At 70.7% G+C, this 16,542-nt stretch carries 16 protein-coding genes and 1 tRNA gene; 6 read left to right on the top strand and 11 right to left on the bottom strand.

Annotated features, from left to right (window positions below; genetic code table 11):
* Positions 1-4: 4 nt before the first annotated feature.
* From FXF52_RS24420 to FXF52_RS24375, 10 genes are all read right to left on the bottom strand, one after another.
* A complete protein-coding gene (locus tag FXF52_RS24420) occupies positions 5-757 on the bottom strand; it encodes an amino acid ABC transporter ATP-binding protein (protein ID WP_187413672.1) in 753 nt (250 codons plus the stop codon).
* 53 nt (positions 758-810) lie between these two features.
* Entirely contained in the window at positions 811-1,794 is a 984-nt protein-coding gene (locus FXF52_RS24415) for an amino acid ABC transporter permease (RefSeq protein WP_148800481.1), read from the bottom strand.
* 4 nt (positions 1,795-1,798) lie between these two features.
* Positions 1,799-2,704 (bottom strand): ABC transporter substrate-binding protein, encoded by a 906-nt coding sequence (locus FXF52_RS24410; protein ID WP_148800479.1) that lies wholly within the window; start codon positions 2,702-2,704, stop codon positions 1,799-1,801.
* 32 nt (positions 2,705-2,736) lie between these two features.
* Positions 2,737-3,447: an ABC transporter ATP-binding protein gene (locus tag FXF52_RS24405; protein ID WP_148800477.1), complete on the bottom strand. Its 711-nt coding sequence runs from the start codon at positions 3,445-3,447 to the stop codon at positions 2,737-2,739.
* Positions 3,437-4,282 (bottom strand): ABC transporter ATP-binding protein, encoded by an 846-nt coding sequence (locus FXF52_RS24400; RefSeq protein WP_148800475.1) that lies wholly within the window; start codon positions 4,280-4,282, stop codon positions 3,437-3,439. Before FXF52_RS24400 ends, FXF52_RS24405 begins: the two co-directional genes overlap by 11 nt.
* Positions 4,275-5,420: a branched-chain amino acid ABC transporter permease gene (locus FXF52_RS24395; protein ID WP_148800473.1), complete on the bottom strand. Its 1,146-nt coding sequence runs from the start codon at positions 5,418-5,420 to the stop codon at positions 4,275-4,277. The genes FXF52_RS24400 and FXF52_RS24395 overlap by 8 nt, the downstream gene beginning before the upstream one ends.
* On the bottom strand, positions 5,417-6,367 hold the full coding sequence (locus FXF52_RS24390) for a branched-chain amino acid ABC transporter permease (RefSeq protein WP_148800471.1): 951 nt from the start codon (positions 6,365-6,367) through the stop codon (positions 5,417-5,419). The genes FXF52_RS24395 and FXF52_RS24390 overlap by 4 nt, the downstream gene beginning before the upstream one ends.
* A 106-nt stretch (positions 6,368-6,473) precedes the next feature.
* Positions 6,474-7,637 (bottom strand): branched-chain amino acid ABC transporter substrate-binding protein, encoded by a 1,164-nt coding sequence (locus tag FXF52_RS24385; protein WP_148800470.1) that lies wholly within the window; start codon positions 7,635-7,637, stop codon positions 6,474-6,476.
* Positions 7,638-7,896: 259 nt separating this feature from the next.
* Positions 7,897-9,075, bottom strand: a complete 1,179-nt coding sequence (locus FXF52_RS24380; protein ID WP_148800469.1) for a hypothetical protein — start codon at positions 9,073-9,075, stop codon at positions 7,897-7,899.
* 52 nt (positions 9,076-9,127) lie between these two features.
* Positions 9,128-9,748: an ANTAR domain-containing response regulator gene (locus tag FXF52_RS24375; protein ID WP_073833838.1), complete on the bottom strand. Its 621-nt coding sequence runs from the start codon at positions 9,746-9,748 to the stop codon at positions 9,128-9,130.
* A 95-nt stretch (positions 9,749-9,843) separates the two neighbouring features.
* On the opposite strand from FXF52_RS24375, the gene FXF52_RS24370 reads away from it, so the two are divergent.
* Together FXF52_RS24370 and FXF52_RS24365 are read left to right on the top strand one after the other, a co-directional pair.
* Positions 9,844-9,927: transfer RNA gene (locus FXF52_RS24370), tRNA-Leu, on the top strand.
* Positions 9,928-10,025: 98 nt separating this feature from the next.
* The gene (locus FXF52_RS24365; protein WP_255472289.1) at positions 10,026-10,709 is read left to right on the top strand and encodes a transcriptional regulator; all 684 of its coding nucleotides are present in this window, start codon (positions 10,026-10,028) and stop codon (positions 10,707-10,709) included.
* Positions 10,710-10,746: 37 nt separating this feature from the next.
* Here FXF52_RS24365 and FXF52_RS24360 read toward each other — a convergent pair whose 3' ends face one another.
* The gene (locus FXF52_RS24360) at positions 10,747-11,922 is read right to left on the bottom strand and encodes a PLP-dependent aspartate aminotransferase family protein (RefSeq protein ID WP_148800467.1); all 1,176 of its coding nucleotides are present in this window, start codon (positions 11,920-11,922) and stop codon (positions 10,747-10,749) included.
* 83 nt (positions 11,923-12,005) lie between these two features.
* Here FXF52_RS24360 and FXF52_RS24355 point away from each other — a divergent pair, with 83 nt between their 5' ends.
* The 4 genes from FXF52_RS24355 to FXF52_RS24340 form a co-directional block, all read left to right on the top strand.
* Entirely contained in the window at positions 12,006-12,485 is a 480-nt protein-coding gene (locus tag FXF52_RS24355) for an Lrp/AsnC family transcriptional regulator (protein WP_148800466.1), read from the top strand.
* A gap of 46 nt (positions 12,486-12,531) precedes the next feature.
* A complete protein-coding gene (locus tag FXF52_RS24350) occupies positions 12,532-13,542 on the top strand; it encodes an LLM class flavin-dependent oxidoreductase (RefSeq protein WP_187413670.1) in 1,011 nt (336 codons plus the stop codon).
* Positions 13,543-13,762: 220 nt separating this feature from the next.
* Positions 13,763-15,196: a pyridoxal-dependent decarboxylase gene (locus tag FXF52_RS24345; protein ID WP_255472287.1), complete on the top strand. Its 1,434-nt coding sequence runs from the start codon at positions 13,763-13,765 to the stop codon at positions 15,194-15,196.
* 959 nt (positions 15,197-16,155) lie between these two features.
* Positions 16,156-16,542 (top strand): hypothetical protein (locus FXF52_RS24340; protein ID WP_148800465.1); only part of this gene is annotated, 387 nt, incomplete at its 3' end.

The following is a 16,542-nucleotide window of genomic DNA, read 5'->3' as shown; positions in this document are numbered from 1 at the left end:
CCGGTCAGAGGACCTTGGCCAGGAACGCCTTGGTCCGCTCGTGCTTCGGGGCGGCGATCACCTCGCGCGGGTTGCCCTGCTCGACGACCACGCCACCGTCCATGAAGACCAGTGAGTCGCCGACCTCCCGGGCGAAGCCGATCTCGTGGGTCACCACGATCATGGTCATGCCGTCCCGGGCCAGGTTCTTCATCACGTCCAGGACCTCGCCGACCAGCTCCGGGTCCAGCGCGCTGGTCGGCTCGTCGAAGAGCATCAGCTTCGGCTGCATGGCCAGCGCCCGGGCGATCGCCACCCGCTGCTGCTGGCCACCGGAGAGCTGACCCGGGTACGCCCCGAGCTTGTCCCCCAGCCCGACCCGGTCCAGCAGCTGCGCGGCCCGGTCCCGGGCCTCGGCCTTTTTCGCCCGGCGCAGCAGCACCGGCGCCTCGACGACGTTCTGCAGCACGGTCATGTGCGGGAACAGGTTGAACCGCTGGAACACCATGCCGACGGCCTGGCGCTGCGCGGCCACCTCCTTGTCCCGCAGCTCGTGCAGCTTCCCGCCGCGCTCCCGGTAGCCGATCAGGTCGCCGTCCACCCAGATCCGGCCGGCGTTGATCTTCTCCAGGTGGTTGATGCAGCGCAGGAAGGTCGACTTGCCGGAGCCGGAGGGCCCGAGCAGGCAGCACACCTCCCCTGCGCGGACCTCCAGGTCGATGCCCTTGAGCACTTCGAGGGGCCCGAACGACTTGTGCACCTGCTCGGCCCGGACCATCAGGCCCGACTCCGCGGCGGGCGCGCCCGCCTGAGCGGGAACGAGCTGTCCGGTCATTGTCCACCTCCTGCGCCACCGCCGCCACCGGTTTCGGCGGCGATCGTGCGGAGCCGGATCCGCGCCCGCTCGGTCCGGCCGTATCCCTTGGCGAAGTGCCGCTCCAGGAAGTACTGGCCGACCAGCAGGATGCTGGTCAGGAAGAGGTACCAGAAAACGGCCGCGACGTACATCGGGAAGATCTGGAAGGTCCGCTTGCCCACCGCGTCGAGTTGGAAGAACAGCTCGACGCTGTAAGGCACGGCCAGCAGCAGCGAGGTGTCCTTCAGCATCGCGATGGTCTCGTTGCCGGTCGGCGGGATGATCACGCGCATCGCCTGCGGCAGCACGATCCGGCGCAGGATCTGGCCGCGGCTCATGCCCAGCGCCGAGGCCGCCTCGCTCTGCCCCTCGTCCACCGACTGGATGCCCGCTCGCACGATCTCCGCCATGTAGCCCGCCTCGGAGAGCGCCAGCCCGAGCAGGCCGGCCACGAAGCCGGTCAGCACGTCCCGGGAGGTGAACCCGAAGACCCGCAGCTGCAGGTTGTCGATCCCGAAGAGTTGGCCGATCTGGGTGTCGAAGGGCACGCCGAACTCGATCCGGCTCCACAGGATGCCGAGGTTGCCGAAGACGGCCAGCAGCACCAGCCGGGGCACCGCCCGGAACACCCAGGTGTAGAGCCAGGCGACCACCCGCAGGATCGGGTTGGTCGAGAGCCGCATGATCGCCACCACGACACCTAGGGACACCCCGAGCAGCATCGCACAGATGGTCATCACCACCGTGCCGCGCAGCAGTCCCTCGATGATCGGTGGCCGGAACATGTTGTCGACCATGAACGACCACTTGAACTTGTCGTTCGTGACCAGCAGATGCACGAACATCGCCGCCAGGACCGCCAGCACTGCGATGGCGGCCCAGCGGCCGGGGTGCCGTACGGGCACGGCCTTGATCGGCTCAGGCCGCGCCCGTGCGGTCGTCGTTTCGTCGGTTGTCATCGCGTTACGGGTTGATCGCGGGGTCCGTGATCGCGCCGTCCCCGACCTTCCACTTGTCCAGGATGCTCTTGTACGTCCCGTCCGCGATCAGCGCCTTCGTCGCGTCCCGGACGGCCTCGGCGAACGCCGTCTGGTCCTTGGCCACCACGTAGCCGTAGGGCGCCGCCTCGTACATCTTGTCGAGCAGGTCCAGCGCGCCCTCCGACTGGGTCACCGCGTACACCCCGACCGGGTAGTCGGCGAGCATCGCGTCGTCCTTGCCGGACGCCACGGCGGCGGTCGCCGCGTCCTGGCCCGGGAACTGCTCGACGGTGATCGCCGGCTTGCCGGCGTCGGTGCACGCCTTCGACCGCTTCTGGATGTCCTCGACCTGGACGGTGTCCTTCTGCACGGCGATCTTCTTGCCGCAGGCGTTGTCGATCGAGACGCCGGCCGGGTTGCCCTTCTTGGTCACCCACTGGGTGCCGACCTGGTAGTAGCTGACCATGTTGGCCTGGGCCTTGCGCTCGTCGTTGATGGTGAACGACGAGACGCCGACCTCGTACTTGCCCGAGGACACGCCGGTGATGATGGCGCCGAAGTCAGCGGAGACGAACTCCGCCTTCAGCCCCAGCTTCGCGGCGACCGCGGTGAACAGCTCGATGTCGAACCCGATGGCCGTCTTGCCGTCGGTGTCGAGGAACTCGGCCGGGGCGTAGGACGTGTCGCTGCCGACCACGATCTTGCCGTCCGCCTTGATCGCGTCCGGCACCTTCGCGGCCAGCGCCGAGTCCGCCGCGGCGGTCACGGACGGGCCGCCACCGGGCTGGTCGGTGGCTTCCTTCTCGCCGCACCCGGCGACCGACAGGGCCAGCAGCGCGGCGCCGGTGGCCCCGACGACCGCCCGGCGGCCACCACTGATGTTGAACATGTCCTGCTCCTTGCGATAGGGGTGACGGCCGGTCAGGCCACGCCGAGGTATGCCTCTTTGACCGACGGGTCGTGCAGCAGCTCGGCGCCGGTGCCGCTCTTGACGATCCGTCCGGTCTCCAACACGTACGCGCGGTGCGCCCGGGCCAACGCCTGCTGCGCGTTCTGCTCCACCAGCAGGATCGTCGTGCCCTGCTCGTTGATCTCGGTGATGATGTTGAAGATCTGCTGGATCAACATCGGCGCGAGACCCATCGAGGGCTCGTCGAGCAGCAGCAGCTTCGGCCGGCTCATCAGGGCCCGGCCCACCGCCAGCATCTGCTGCTCGCCGCCGGAAAGGGTACCCCCGGCCTGCTTGCGCCGCTCCGCCAGCCGAGGGAAGAGCTCCATCACCCGGTTCAGGTCCTGCGCGACGCCCGCCCGGTCCCGCCGGGTGTACGCCCCCATGTCCAGGTTCTCCAGCACGGTCATGCCCGGGAAGATGCCACGCCCCTCCGGGGCCTGGCACAGCCCGCGCCGCACCCGCAGGTCCGCCCGGAGCTTGGTGACGTCCTCCCCGTTGAACCGGATCCGCCCGGAGGCCACCGGCCGGATCCCGGAGATCGCCCGCATCGTGGTCGACTTACCGGCCCCGTTGGCGCCGATCAGGGCCACGATCTCGCCCTCGTCCACGGTGAGGCTGATGCCGTGCAGCGCCTGGATCCGCCCGTACAGCAGGCTCACATCGTCGATCTCAAGCAGCATCGTCCGGCACCCCCAGGTACGCCGCGATCACCTTCGGGTCGTCCCGCACCTCGGCGGGCAGGCCCTCGGCGATCTTCTTTCCGAACTCCAGCACCACGATCCGGTCGGTGACCCCCATCACCAGGCGCATGTCGTGCTCGATCAGCAGCACGGTCACGCCGGTGTCGCGGATCTGCCGGATGAGCTGGAGCAGTTCCTCCTTCTCCGCCGGGTTGAAGCCGGCGGCCGGCTCGTCCAGGCAGAGCAGCACCGGATCGGTGGCCAGCGCGCGGGCGATCTCCAGCCGCCGCTGCTCGCCGTAGGAGAGGTTGCGGGCGAACTCGTGCATCCGCTTGCGGATGCCGACGAACTCCAGCAGGCGCTCGGCCTTCTCGCGGCCCTCCCGCTCCTCCCGCCAGTGCCGGGGCAGCCGGAGCAGCGCGGAGACCACGCTGGTCTTGTGATGCGCGTCGGCACCGACCTGGACGTTCTCCAGCGCGGTCATCTCGGGGAAGAGGCGGATGTTCTGGAACGTCCGCGCCATGCCCATCTTGGTGATCCGGTGCCGCTTCTTGCCGCTGATCTTCTCGCCGCGGAACCGGATCTCGCCCTCGGTGGGCTGGTAGATGCCGGTCATCGCGTTGAAGCAGGTGGTCTTGCCGGCGCCGTTCGGGCCGATCAGACCGAGAATCTCGCCCTTGTAGAGGGTGAAGTCCACCTGGTTCAGCGCGACCACACCGCCGAAGCGCAGCGTGACGTTGTCGACCTCCAGCAGCGGTTCCCGCGCGGGCACCGCCTCCACCGCGGGCGCGGTGGCCTGCGCCGGGACGGCCGGCGTCTGCTCGACGTCACTCACCGACGATCACCTCCTTGCGGCGGTCCTTGAACTCCGCCGCCCGTCGTCGGTTCGGGATGAGCCCCTGCGGCCGGAAGATCATCATCACCACGAGCACCAGCCCGAAGAACAGGAACCGGTACTCGTAGAGCTCCAGGCCGAACAGCTCGATGCCGCGGAACCGCTCGATCATGTACGCCACCAGGCCGCCACCGACGATGGCGCCGACGATGTTGCCGGAGCCGCCGAAGATGACCGCGGCCAGGATGATGATCGAGTTCAGCAGCTCGAAGTTCTGCGAGTTGACGAAGTTCTGCTTGCCCGCGAAGAGCGCGCCGGCCAGGCCGGCGATCGCCGCGCCCGAGGCGAACGCCCAGAGCTTGAACTTGAACGTCGGCACGCCCATCAGCTGGGCCGCGTCCTCGTCCTCCCGGATGGAGATCCACGCCCGCCCCACCCGGCTGTGGGTGAGGTTCCGCACCCCGATCACCACCAGGATGATCAGCGTGAGCACCAGCCAGTAGTACGGCCGGGCGTCGAGGATGCCGAAGATCGGCTTGCCGTCGGCGTACTTGCCCGGCGGGTGCGGGATCTGGTTGAAGCCCCGCTGTCCCTTGAGGAACGGAAGGCTGACCGCCGAGATCCGGATCATCTCGGCGAAGCCGAGGGTCACCAGCGCCAGGTAGTCACCGCGCAGCCGCAACGTCGGCGTGCCGAGCATGACGCCCGAAACCATGGTCAGCGCGATCGCCACCGGCACCACCAGCAGCCACGGCCAGAGCGTCTTGATGTCGCTGCTCGGCGAGGTCAGCACCGCCACGGTGTACGCGCCGACGGCGAAGAAGCCGAAGTAGCCGAGGTCCAGCAGGCCGGCGAAGCCGACCACGATGTTCAGCCCGACGGCCATCAGCACGTAGATCGAGACGGTGAACATCACCTGGGTGAAGTTCGCGCCCGGGGTCGGGATCGGCCCGAGGTACTGGTAGAACTCCTTGTTCGGCAGCGCGTAGAAGAACACGATGACCGCGGCGAGCAGCACCCAGCGCACCCAGCGTGGGGCGTTACGCCACCGCTCCGCGATCGCCTCGCGGCCGTGGCGCAGCCGGTCCATCGCCGCTTCCCGTTGCTCCGGGTTCGGCGGGTTAACGGTCGTTGTCATGCCCGTGCCCTCCCCAGCGATTCGCCCAGCAGACCGGTCGGCCGGAACATCAGCAGCACCACCAGCACGGCGAACGCCGCGAAGTCCTTCCACTGGGAGCCGAACAGCCCCGAGGCGTAGTTCTCCACCACACCCAGCAGCAGGCCGCCGAGCAGCGCGCCGCGCAGGTTGCCGATGCCACCGAGCACCGCGGCGGTGAACGCCTTGAGGCCCAGCAGGAAGCCGACGCTGTAGGTCAGCGTGCCGATCTTCACGTCGTAGAGCAGACCGGCCACGCCGGCCATCGTGCCGCCGGCGATGAAGACCAGCATGATGATGCGGTCCTTGTTCACGCCCATCAGCGCGGCGGTGTTGGCGTCCTGGGCCACCGCCCGGACGCCGCGGCCGAGCCGGCTGCGGTTGATGAACAGGTCCAGCGCGATCATCATCACCAGCGCGGCGCCGACGGTGAGCAGCTGCACCGAGTCGATCGGCACACCGGCGATCTCGAACAGCGGCTTGGTGCTGACCAGGTTGGGCGCGCCCTCCGGAAGCCGACGGGTGTAGACGCCGAACGCCTCCGAGATCGCGATCGAGGCGCCGATGGCCGTGATGAGGAAGGCCAGCGGCGGGGCGTTCCGCTTACGCAGCGGCCGGTACGCCACCCGCTCGATCACGGTCGCCGTGCCCGCCGAGGCGATGGCCGCGACAATCACCGCCGCGAGCAGGTAGAACATGATCGAGCCGACTCCGCTGACCTGGGAGTTCTGGTCGAGGCCGAAGCCGTTCCACGTCCAGATCGCGGCGAACGCACCGGCGATGAAGACCTCGGAGTGGGCGAAGTTGATGAGTCTCAGCACGCCGTAGACCAGCGTGTAGCCGAGCGCGACCAGGGCGTAGATGGCGCCCTGCGTCAGGCCGGTCGTGGTGAGTTCTCCGAAGTTGGAGAACAGTCCGTCGAAGTTCAAGGGAGGGACGCTCCATCAGGTGTGGCGAAAAAAGCGGGGTGCGGCCGGGAGCGAGCTCCCGGCCGCACCCGCGATCACGACTCAATCGCTCTAGCAGCGACCGTCGTCAGGACTTCTTGATCTCCTGGTCGGGGACGACCTGACCACCCTGGACCTTGAAGGCCCAGACCTTCACCTGCGCCGGGTCCAGCTCGCCACCCTCGACGAACTTGTAGTTGGCCGCCACGCCCTCGCCGCTGTAGTTCTTCACGAAGTCCAGCAGGTCCGCGCGGGTGGTCTTGCCCGCCTTGATGCCGGCCAGCAGGATGTTCGCCGCGTCGTACGCGGTGTCGCTGTAGGTGCCCGGGTCGGTGCCGTTGAGCGCCTTGTACTCCTCCTTGAAGGTGCCGCGCGCCTCGCTGGCGGGCTGGCACGGGCAGGTGAGGATGGTGCCCTCGGCCGCCGCCGCGCCCGCGGAGGCGATGTAGGCCGGGTCGTTGACGCCGTCGCCGGCGACCAGCGGAGCGGTGACCCCGGCAGCGGTGAGCTGCTTGCGGATCAGGCCGGCCTCCTGGTAGTAGCCACCGTAGAAGATCGCCTTGACGTTGGCGGTCTTGACCTTGGTGACCACACCGGAGAACTCGGTCTGCTTGCCCTCGCCCTGGACCTTGTCCGAGCCGATCACGGCCGCGCCGAGCACCTTCTTGACCTCGTCGGCCAAGCCCGCGCCGTACGCCGACTGGTCGTCGATCACGTAGACCCGGTCGGCCTTCATCACGTCCTTGATGTACTGACCGGCCGCGGGGCCCTGGCTGAGGTCGTTACCCACCGCGCGGAAGAAGGTCTTCCAGCCCTGCTGCGCCAGGCTGGGCCGGGTCGCGGACGCGGTGATGTGCACCAGGCCCGCCTCGGCGAACAGCGGGTCGGCGGCCTCCGACTCACCGGAGTAGGCCGGGCCGACGAGGCCGAGGATCTTCGGGTCGTCGATGGCCTTCTGCGCCAGGCTCGGGGCCTGGTCGGGGCTGCCCTGCGAGTCGAGCGGGACGAGCTCGACCTTGCAGTCGGCGTTCTCCTTGTTGTACTTGTCGACGGCCAGCTTGACGCCGTTGTTCTCGTTGATGCCGAGCGCCGCCGAGCTACCCGTCAGCGCACCGAAGAACGCGATCTTGTTGCCACACTTGTCACCACCGGACGCACTGTCGTCACCGCCGCTGCTGCTGCAGGCGGCGCCGCCGGCGACGAGCGCCAGCATGGCGGCTCCACCGATCACGCGCGCGAGCTTCTGCCTCAAGGCCCGAACCCTCCTCCGTCGCATGGCCCCAACCACCCGCTGCCAATTGGCCCTTGCGGGGGGCGAACGAACCAGACCGTCGTCGCCGGTCTGGGCCGGGACGTTATCCCACGTGGCGCTGTGGCGTAAGTCCCAGGAGAGCGGGTTGACCGAACCGTTACACGCCGTGGCGGATCGGAAGCGATCGCTGTAAGAACCGTCGGTCACGAGAGTTCCTCGCCTTTGTTTCGTCGGTAAGCGGCCAATGCCGTCCCACCCGCTACCGGTCGGCGACCGGCACCGACGCCCACCAGGCACGAGACCTCACACCGTCATCGGCGACCAACATCAGTCGATCTTCACCGAACGCCGCCGCCACCGCACTGTCCCCGCCGTCGGGCACCACGACCGGCAACGCCATCGGCCGCCATGAACCACCCGAATCGACCGAGAACCACAGACCGTGACCACTCCCGTCGCCGGTCACCGCCAGCAGCCCCCCGCCCGGCGCGGACACCAACCCGCGCACCGCCGACACGCCCGGGCCCGCCGCACCGAAACCACCGACCCTCCGCCACGCCGCGGCGTCGGGTGACGCCGCCCGCCACACCCCGAACCCGTCCCGCACCGGACCGACCGCCACCACCGCACCGCGCACCAGAGCGACCCGCTGCGCCTGGCTCCGCCCGTCCGACGCCGGCAGCCCCACCCGCCGCCAGACCCGACCGTCCACCGACGTCCAAGCGAGCGGCGACGCCGTGGTCGCATGCGGCGGCAGCACCGCACCCACCACCAGCCAGCCCGCCGGTACGGCCACCGCGTCCAACCCGACCGTCCGGCCCCGACCGTCGCCGGCCAACTCCGGGACACCCTCGCGCAGCGTGAACCGCTCCCCGTCCGGCGACGTCCACACCGCCGCCCCGTCGGCCCGGGACCCGACCACCAGCCACCCGCCCGACCCCGCCACCAGCCGGGAGACACTCACCGCCCGCGGCCCCCCGTACAACTCGAACGGGGCCACCACCTCCCGCAGCGCGCCATCGGGATCCTGGACCCAGGTACCGGTGCGCGGATTGCCGTGCACGCCCCCGTTCCGCGCGCCCAGCGCCCCCAACCGACCCTGCCGACAGGCCGCCGCGTAAAGCACGTGCCGCGCGCCGTAGAAGCTCGCCGACGCGATCGGCACCGACGACCAGGAGAGACCGTCCGCGCTCGCCCACGCCGCCGGACGGGTCTCCCCCGCCGGGTCGGCCACCCCGCCCACTACGAACCAGCGCCCGGCGCAGGCCACCACGTCGCGCAGCACCAACCGGCCCGGCGTGCCCCGCGGCACCGGCAGCGTCAGCGGCTGCCACCGCGGGTCGAGCGGTCCGGGCTCGACGTGCGCCCTCGCCCGCACGCAGCCGGCGAGCAGCACGGCGACGACGCCGAGCACCGCCACCAGCCGCCGCGTCGCCACGGCCGGATTCTATCGATCGCCGCCGCTGCCGCGCACCGCCCGACCGGCGCCGTCAGGAGGCCGGCTGGGCCACCTCACCGCCGGCGGTCTCGGCGAGGATCCGCTCGGCGACCTCCTTCATGGTCATCCGGTGGTCCATCGCCGTGCGCTGGATCCACTTGAACGCCTGCGGCTCGGTCATCCCGTACGTGGTCATGAGCGCGCCCTTGGCCCGCTCCACGGTCTTGCGGATCTCCAGCCGGTCGGTGAGGCCGGCCACCTCCGCCTCCAGCGCGGCGATCTCCGAGTAGCGGGACAGCGCGATCTCCACCGCCGGCACCAGATCGCTCTTCTGGAACGGCTTGACCAGGTACGCCATCGCGCCGGCGGCCCGGGCCCGCTCCACCAGGTCGCGCTGGCTGAACGCGGTGAGGATGATCACCGGGGCGATCCGGGCGCCGGCGATCCGCTCGGCGGCGGCCAGCCCGTCCATGATCGGCATCTTGATGTCGAGGATGACCAGATCCGGCTTCAACTCCTCGGCGAGCTTCACGGCGGTCTCGCCGTCACCGGCCTCGCCGACCACCTCGTAGCCCTCTTCGACCAGCATCTCGGCCAGGTCCAGCCGGATGAGCGCCTCGTCCTCGGCGATCAGTACCCGCCTGCGCTCCCCATCCGTCTGCGTCTCGGCCACGAGCCTCTCCCACCATCCATCTCGGCACGGTCACCACCCATGCTCCCGCATGAGCCTAGTCGGGTACAGTGAGCCACACCCTCCGCAGGGGTGACGCCGGGATGGAGGAATCGGCAGACTCGGATGCCTCAAAAGCATCTGCCCGAAAGGGCGTGCGGGTTCAAGTCCCGCTCCCGGCACTTTTGTCATACACCTGTTCGATGATGCCGATGTGCATCCTCCCGAAATGCGAGCACGTGCCCGGGCTCTGAGGGCTCGAGGCCACAACATCCGCTCGGTGGCCCGCACCCTCTCCCTGCCCTACACCACCGTCTGGCACTGGTGCGTCGACCGGCCGGAACCGGCCATGCTCGGCAGCGCCGTCCGCTGCTTCCGCTGCCGCCCCGATCAGGAAGATCCGCCCGATCCTGCGGCCTACGCCTACCTGTTGGGCCTATATCTCGGAGACGGGCATCTCGTCACGACCGACCGGGTGCCGGTGCTCCGCATCTACTGCGCCGACGCCTGGCCCAATCTGATTGACGCCTGCGACACCGCCATGCGCGCCGTGCTGGCCAACAAGGTCCAGCGGATCCAGAAACGCGGCTGCGTCGCCGTGCAGAGCACCGCCCGGCACTGGCCCTGCCTCATTCCACAACACGGGCCGGGCAAGAAGCACGAACGCCCCATCGTCCTCACCCCCTGGCAGTGGGACATCCTGACGCCACACGCGGGCCACTTCCTGCGCGGTCTGTTCCACTCCGACGGAACCCGTTTCGCCAACCGGGTCACCGTCCGCGGCAGGGAGTACGTCTATCCGCGCTACATGTTCTCCAACCGATCGCCCGACATCATGGAACTCTGTCAGTGGGCCCTCGACCTGCTCGGCATCGCCTGGCGGATGAACCTGCCGTGGTCGCTCTCCGTCGCCCGGCGGGACGCGGTCGCCGCCCTGGACCGCCACGTCGGCCCGAAGTCCTGAGACCAAGCAGCACCACGGACGCGACGACGGCCAGATGTCAGATCGCCGCCAGCGCCCGCTCCAGGTCCGCCCGCAGGTCCTCCGGGTCCTCCAGTCCGACGGAGAGCCGCAGCAGCCCGCCGCACGGCTTGGCGTCGCCCTCGACCGGCCGGTGGGTGAGCGAGGCGGGGTGCTGGATGAGGGTGTCGACGCCGCCGAGCGACACGGCGTGGGTGATCAGGCGGCAGGCGCCGGCGACGGTGGCCGCGGCGGGCGCGCCGCCGCGTACCTCGAAGGCGAGCAGGCTGCCGGTGCCGGACATCTGCCGGCCGACCAGCCCGGCCGGGTCGTGGAGTGCGGGGTGGTGCACGCGCGTGACGGCGGGGTGGCCGGCGAGCCAGCCGGCGAGCTTCTCGGCGCCGGCCTGCTGGGCGCGGACCCGCAGCGGCAGGGTCTGCAGGCCGCGGTGCAGCAGGTAGGCGCCGAGCGGGTGCAGGATGGCGCCGGTGACGGCGCGGACCTGGCGCAGCCGGGCGGCCCAGTCGGGGTCGCAGGCGACGACGCCGGCGAGGACGTCGCCGTGGCCGCCGATGCTCTTGGTGGCGCTGTGCAGCACGAGGGCGGCGCCGTGCCGGGCGGGCTGCTGGAGCACGGGGGTGGCGACGGTGTTGTCGACGAGCAGTGGGACGTCGCCGGCGGCGGTGGCGAGGGCGGCGATGTCGACGAGGTCGAGGGTGGGGTTGGCCGGGGTCTCGACGACGACCAGGGCGGTGTCGGGGCGGATCGCGGCGGCGACCTGGTGGGGCTGCGCCCAGGTGACCTCGGTGCCGAGCAGGCCGGTGGCGAGCACGTGGTCGGTGCCGCCGTAGAGGGGGCGGACGGCGACGACGTGGCGGTGCCCGTCGCGGGTGGCGGCGAGCAGGGTGGCGGTGAGGGCGGCCATGCCGCTGGCGAAGGCGACGGCTTCGGCGGTGCCTTCGAGTTCGGCGAGGGCGGTCTCGAAGCGGGCCACGGTGGGGTTCCAGAGCCGCTGGTAGACGGCGCTGCCGCCGGGCGGGAGGGTGCCGCCGGTGGCGAGGGTCTCGTACGCGTCGCCGCCGTCGGCGACCGACGGCAGCGGGTTGGTGGTGGAGAGGTCGATGGGCGGTACGTGGACGCCGAGACCGGCGAGGTCGTCGCGCCCGGCGTGCACGGCTCTGGTGTCCACGGCGGTCATGGCGGAAGCGTCGAACATGAGGCCGAGATCGGGCAATAGGATCGAACAAGATTCTGCAAATTGCGCTTCCGTCATCCGGCGATTCGGTGGATGATGCCCGCATGCCCGTCGCACCGAATGATGTACGACCGTTCGCCGCGCTGGACGACGTCGACCGCGCGATCCTGTCCGAGCTGGCCGCCGACGGCCGGCTGCCGAACAACGCCCTCGCCGAGCGGGTCGGGGTGGCCCCGTCGACGTGCCTGACGCGTACCCGGGCGCTGCGCGAGTGCGGAGCGATCCGCGGCTTCCACGCGGAGGTGGACCCGGCGGCGGTGGGGTTGCCGTTGCAGGCGCTGGTGTCGGTGCGGCTGGCCGCGCACGAGCGGGCGGCGGTGGACGCGTTCCGGGCCCGGTCGGTGCGGCTGCCGGGGGTGGTGTCGGTGTTCCACGTGGCCGGCGCGGAGGACTACGTGCTGCACGTGCGGGCGGCGTCCGGGGACGCGCTGCGGGACTTCGTGCTGGACCATCTGGCGGTGGATCCGGCGGTGCAGCACACCCAGACCAGCCTGATCTTCGAGCAGGCGCGCGGTATGGGTTAGGGCACCTTGCGGAACAAGTGCCGTGCGCGGCCGGTTGATCCAGGGCGTGATCAACGTACCCTTGTCTGTTCTTGATCTTGCTCCGGTGGCCGCTCGCGGCAGCGCCGGGGAGGCGCTGCGGCACACCACCGAGTTGGCCCGGCGTACTGAGGAGCTGGGCTACCGGCGGTTCTGGGTGGCCGAGCACCACAACATGCCCTCGATCGCCAGTTCGGCCCCGGCGGTGCTGCTCGCCCACCTGGCGGCGCACACGTCGACGATCCGGCTCGGCTCGGGCGGGGTGATGCTGCCCAACCACGCGCCGCTGGTGGTGGCGGAGCAGTTCGGCACGCTGGAGGCGCTGCACCCGGGCCGGATCGACCTGGGCATCGGCCGGGCGCCGGGCACCGACCAGGTGACCGCGCTGGCGCTGCGCCGAAGCATGGAGGGGTTGTCGGCCGAGCACTTCCCGCGGGAACTGGCCGACCTGATGAACTACTTCAGCGGCGCGGAGCCGGGGCCGATCACCGCCACCCCGGGCCGGGGCCAGTCGCCGGCGATCTGGCTGCTCGGGTCGAGCGGGTTCAGCGCCCAGCTCGCCGGGCTGCTCGGGCTGCCGTTCTCGTTCGCGCACCACTTCAGCGCGCAGAACACGCTGCCCGCGCTGCAGCTCTATCGGCAGAGCTTCCGGCCGTCGCAGTGGCTTGAGCAGCCGTACGTGATGGTCGCGGTGAACGCGGTCTGCGCGGAGACCGACGAGCGGGCGGAGTGGCTGGCCGGTCCGGCCGGGCTGTCCTTTCTGAAGCTGCGCTCGGGACGGCCGGAGCCCCTGGCGACGCCGGAGGAGGCGGCGGCCTACCCGTACACCGAGCTGGAGCGGGAGTTCGTGGCCCAGCGCCGGGAGGGCCAGGCGACCGGCTCGCCGGAGACGGTGGCCCGGCAGCTCGGCGCGCTGCTGGAGCGCACCGGCGCGGACGAGCTGATGCTGACCACGATGGTGTACGACGTGGCGGACCGGGTCCGTTCGTTCGAGCTGATCGCCGAGCAGGTGGCCGGCGGCCTGCGTCGGGATGCCTGAAACACGCTCTTCATAGCCACGTCACCCCTCCGTCGCGCGGCACCCGTAGGTTGATGACCGGTGGTGGTACGGCACTCCCGGTCGGGACGGGTCGGGAGTGCCGCGGTGTGGTGCACCGGGTCGCCAGCGCTGCGGGTTCCGCGGCCTGGCGACCCGGTGCCATTTCGTCGGCCCGCCCGGCTCTTGCCCCCGGGCCGGCCCACCTGATCGACTCCACACCATGGCTGAGCACATGGACCCGGAGGAATTCCGCCGCGCCGGGCACGCCGTGGTGGACTGGATCGCCGACTACTGGACGACGCTCGGCCAGCGGCCGGTGACCTCACAGGACCCGCCGGGCGCGGTGGCCGCCGCGCTGCCCGCCGGGCCGACCGAGCGGGGCGAGCCGCTCGAGGCCGTCCTGGCCGACCTGGACCGGATCGTCACGCCCCGGCTGACCCACTGGCAGCACCCGGGCTTCTTCGGCTACTTCCCGGCCAACACCTCCGGCCCCAGCGTGCTCGGTGACCTGGTCAGCTCCGGGCTCGGCGTGCAGGGGATGCTCTGGGCGACCAGCCCGGCCTGCACCGAGCTGGAGACGGTGCTGCTGGACTGGCTCGCCGACCTGCTCGACCTGCCGGAGGGGTTCCGCTCGACCGGCCGGGGCGGCGGCGTGATCCAGGACTCCGCCTCGTCGGCGACGCTGGTCGCCACGCTGGGCGCGCTGCACCGGGCCAGCAAGGGCCGCTGGCGGATCGACGGTGTCGACCGCCGCTACCGCGCGTACACCTCCACGCAGGGGCACTCCTCGATCGAGAAGGCGGCCCGGATCGCCGGGCTGGGCGCCGACGGCGTACGGACGATCGAGGTGGACCCGGCCACGCAGGCGATGCGCCCGGAGGCGCTGCGGACGGCCATCGAGGCGGACCTGGCCGCCGGGGTGGTGCCGGCGATCGTGGTGGCCACCATCGGCACCACGTCCACCACCGCGGTCGACCCGCTGCCGGAGATCGGCGCGATCTGCGCCGAGCACAGCGTCTGGCTGCACGTCGACGCCGCGTACGCCGGGGCGGCGGCGGTCTGCCCCGAGCTGCGCTGGTCGCACGCCGGGGTCGAGCACGCCGATTCGTACTGCTTCGACCCGCACAAGTGGCTGCTCACCGGCTTCGACTGCGACGCCTTCTGGGTGGCCGACCGGGGCGAGCTGATCGAGGCGCTGACGGTGATGCCGGAGTTCCTGCGCAACGCGGCGACCGAGTCCGGTGCCGTGATCGACTACCGGGACTGGCAGGTCCCGCTGGGCCGCCGGTTCCGCGCGCTCAAGCTCTGGTTCGTGCTTCGCTGGTACGGCGTCGAGGGGCTGCGGGCGCACATCCGCGCCGGGGTGGCACTCGCCGACCGCTTCGCCGCGCGGGTGGCGGCCGACGACCGGTTCGAGCTGGCCGCGCCGCACCCGTTCTCGCTGGTCTGCTTCCGGTTGCGGGCTGGCGACGAGGCGAGCGCGGAGCTGCTGCGCCGGGTCAACGGCACCGGGCGGGTGCACCTCACGCACACCCGGATCGAGGGACGGTACGCGCTGCGCCTGGCGGTCGGCTCGCCGCTGACCGCCGAGCGGCACGTCGACGAGGCATGGGAGCTGCTCTCCGCCGCAGCCGACGACCTCCTCACCGCCTGACCCCCGCCGAGCGGCACGTCGACGAGCATGGGAGCTGCTTCTCCGCGGTCCTCACCGCCTGACCGCCGGTGCCGCCCTGCCTGGTCGATGTTTTCGGGTGTGGCCCGCCATGTCCGCCTCCAGGCGGGTCAAGCTTGGTCCCTGCGCCGGTCACGGCGGGCCACACCCCGTCGTGGGCGATCGCCGCCCGGATGTCCGGCCTGCGTGGTTCGCCGGTCGTATACGGGGTGGTACTTGCCCCACGGCCTTGGTGGGGCGCCTGCTCGGTGGCGCTTTGGGGAGGTGTGGTCTTCCGGCGGGCCGGGGGCCTCGTTCGTGGAGTATGTCGCCCTTTGCGTGCCAGCCGATCCCTTGATCGACTCCAGGTACGGGATGTGGCGGTGTCCGCGACTGCCGGATATCGCCGTTTCCGCGACCTGGAGTGGATCACCCGGGTCTGCTAGTCGCCCGCCGGCGCGTTGTGGTGGGTGATGTCCGGTTTGTGGGTGTGACCGGCGGCATCCTAGGGCCGGAATGGCGGGCGGCCGGGGGTCGTTGAACCCGGGTGCACGGCCGAGGAAGCCCCCGTGAGGCGGGGGTTGCCGGGGTCGGCGCCCGGAATCTGAGGTGCCGGCGCGGGCGCGGAATGATGGTGGGCCGCCGGTCGTTGCACATGTGCCACACGATCGAGGCGCCCCGGTGAGCCGAGGTGGCCGGCCCGCGGGCCGCCGGTCGTTGCACATGAACCACGCGATCGAGGCGCCCCGGGTGAGCCGGGGTGGCTGGCCCCCGGAATGTTGATGGGCTGTCGGTCGTTGGATATGGTCCCGGCGCCGCGAAGAGGCGACCCCCTTTCTCGCCCCGCGAGCTTGCCGGTTCGGAGACTTTCCCCCTTTTGCTTTGAGCGCCTGACGGTGCTTGCGTGCCCTGCCCACCCCCATGGGCTGTGGGTGCGCCGACCCCCGAATGGAGCTTTCGTCATGAACACGATGCTGCGTAAGACGGTTCTTGGTGTTGCTGGTCTGGCTTTCACCGGTGGTGTGTTCGCCGGTCCGATCGCCGCTCACGCCGACGCCCCGACCGCCGCTGCCGGAAAGCCGGTCGCCGCGGTCCAGGCCGACAAGCCGGACATGGGCAAGCTGATCCCGCACGGTGTGCAGGGCGCCCAGTCGAAGATCACCCTGAACGACGAGCAGACCGGCAACGTGAAGGCGATCATCGCCGCCACCAAGAAGGCTGGTCTCCCGGAGCGGGCCGCGGTGATCTCGATCGCCACCAGCCTGCAGGAGTCGAAGCTGGAGAACCTGGGCCACCTCGGCGACGCCAACGATCACGACTCGCTGGGCCTGTTCCAGCAGCGCCCGAGT

The organism is Micromonospora sp. MP36, from assembly GCF_008119785.1.
Classification (GTDB): Bacteria; Actinomycetota; Actinomycetes; order Mycobacteriales; family Micromonosporaceae; genus Micromonospora.
Note: the sequence above shows the minus strand (reverse complement) of the source record. Positions and strands in the feature narration are given on the sequence as shown.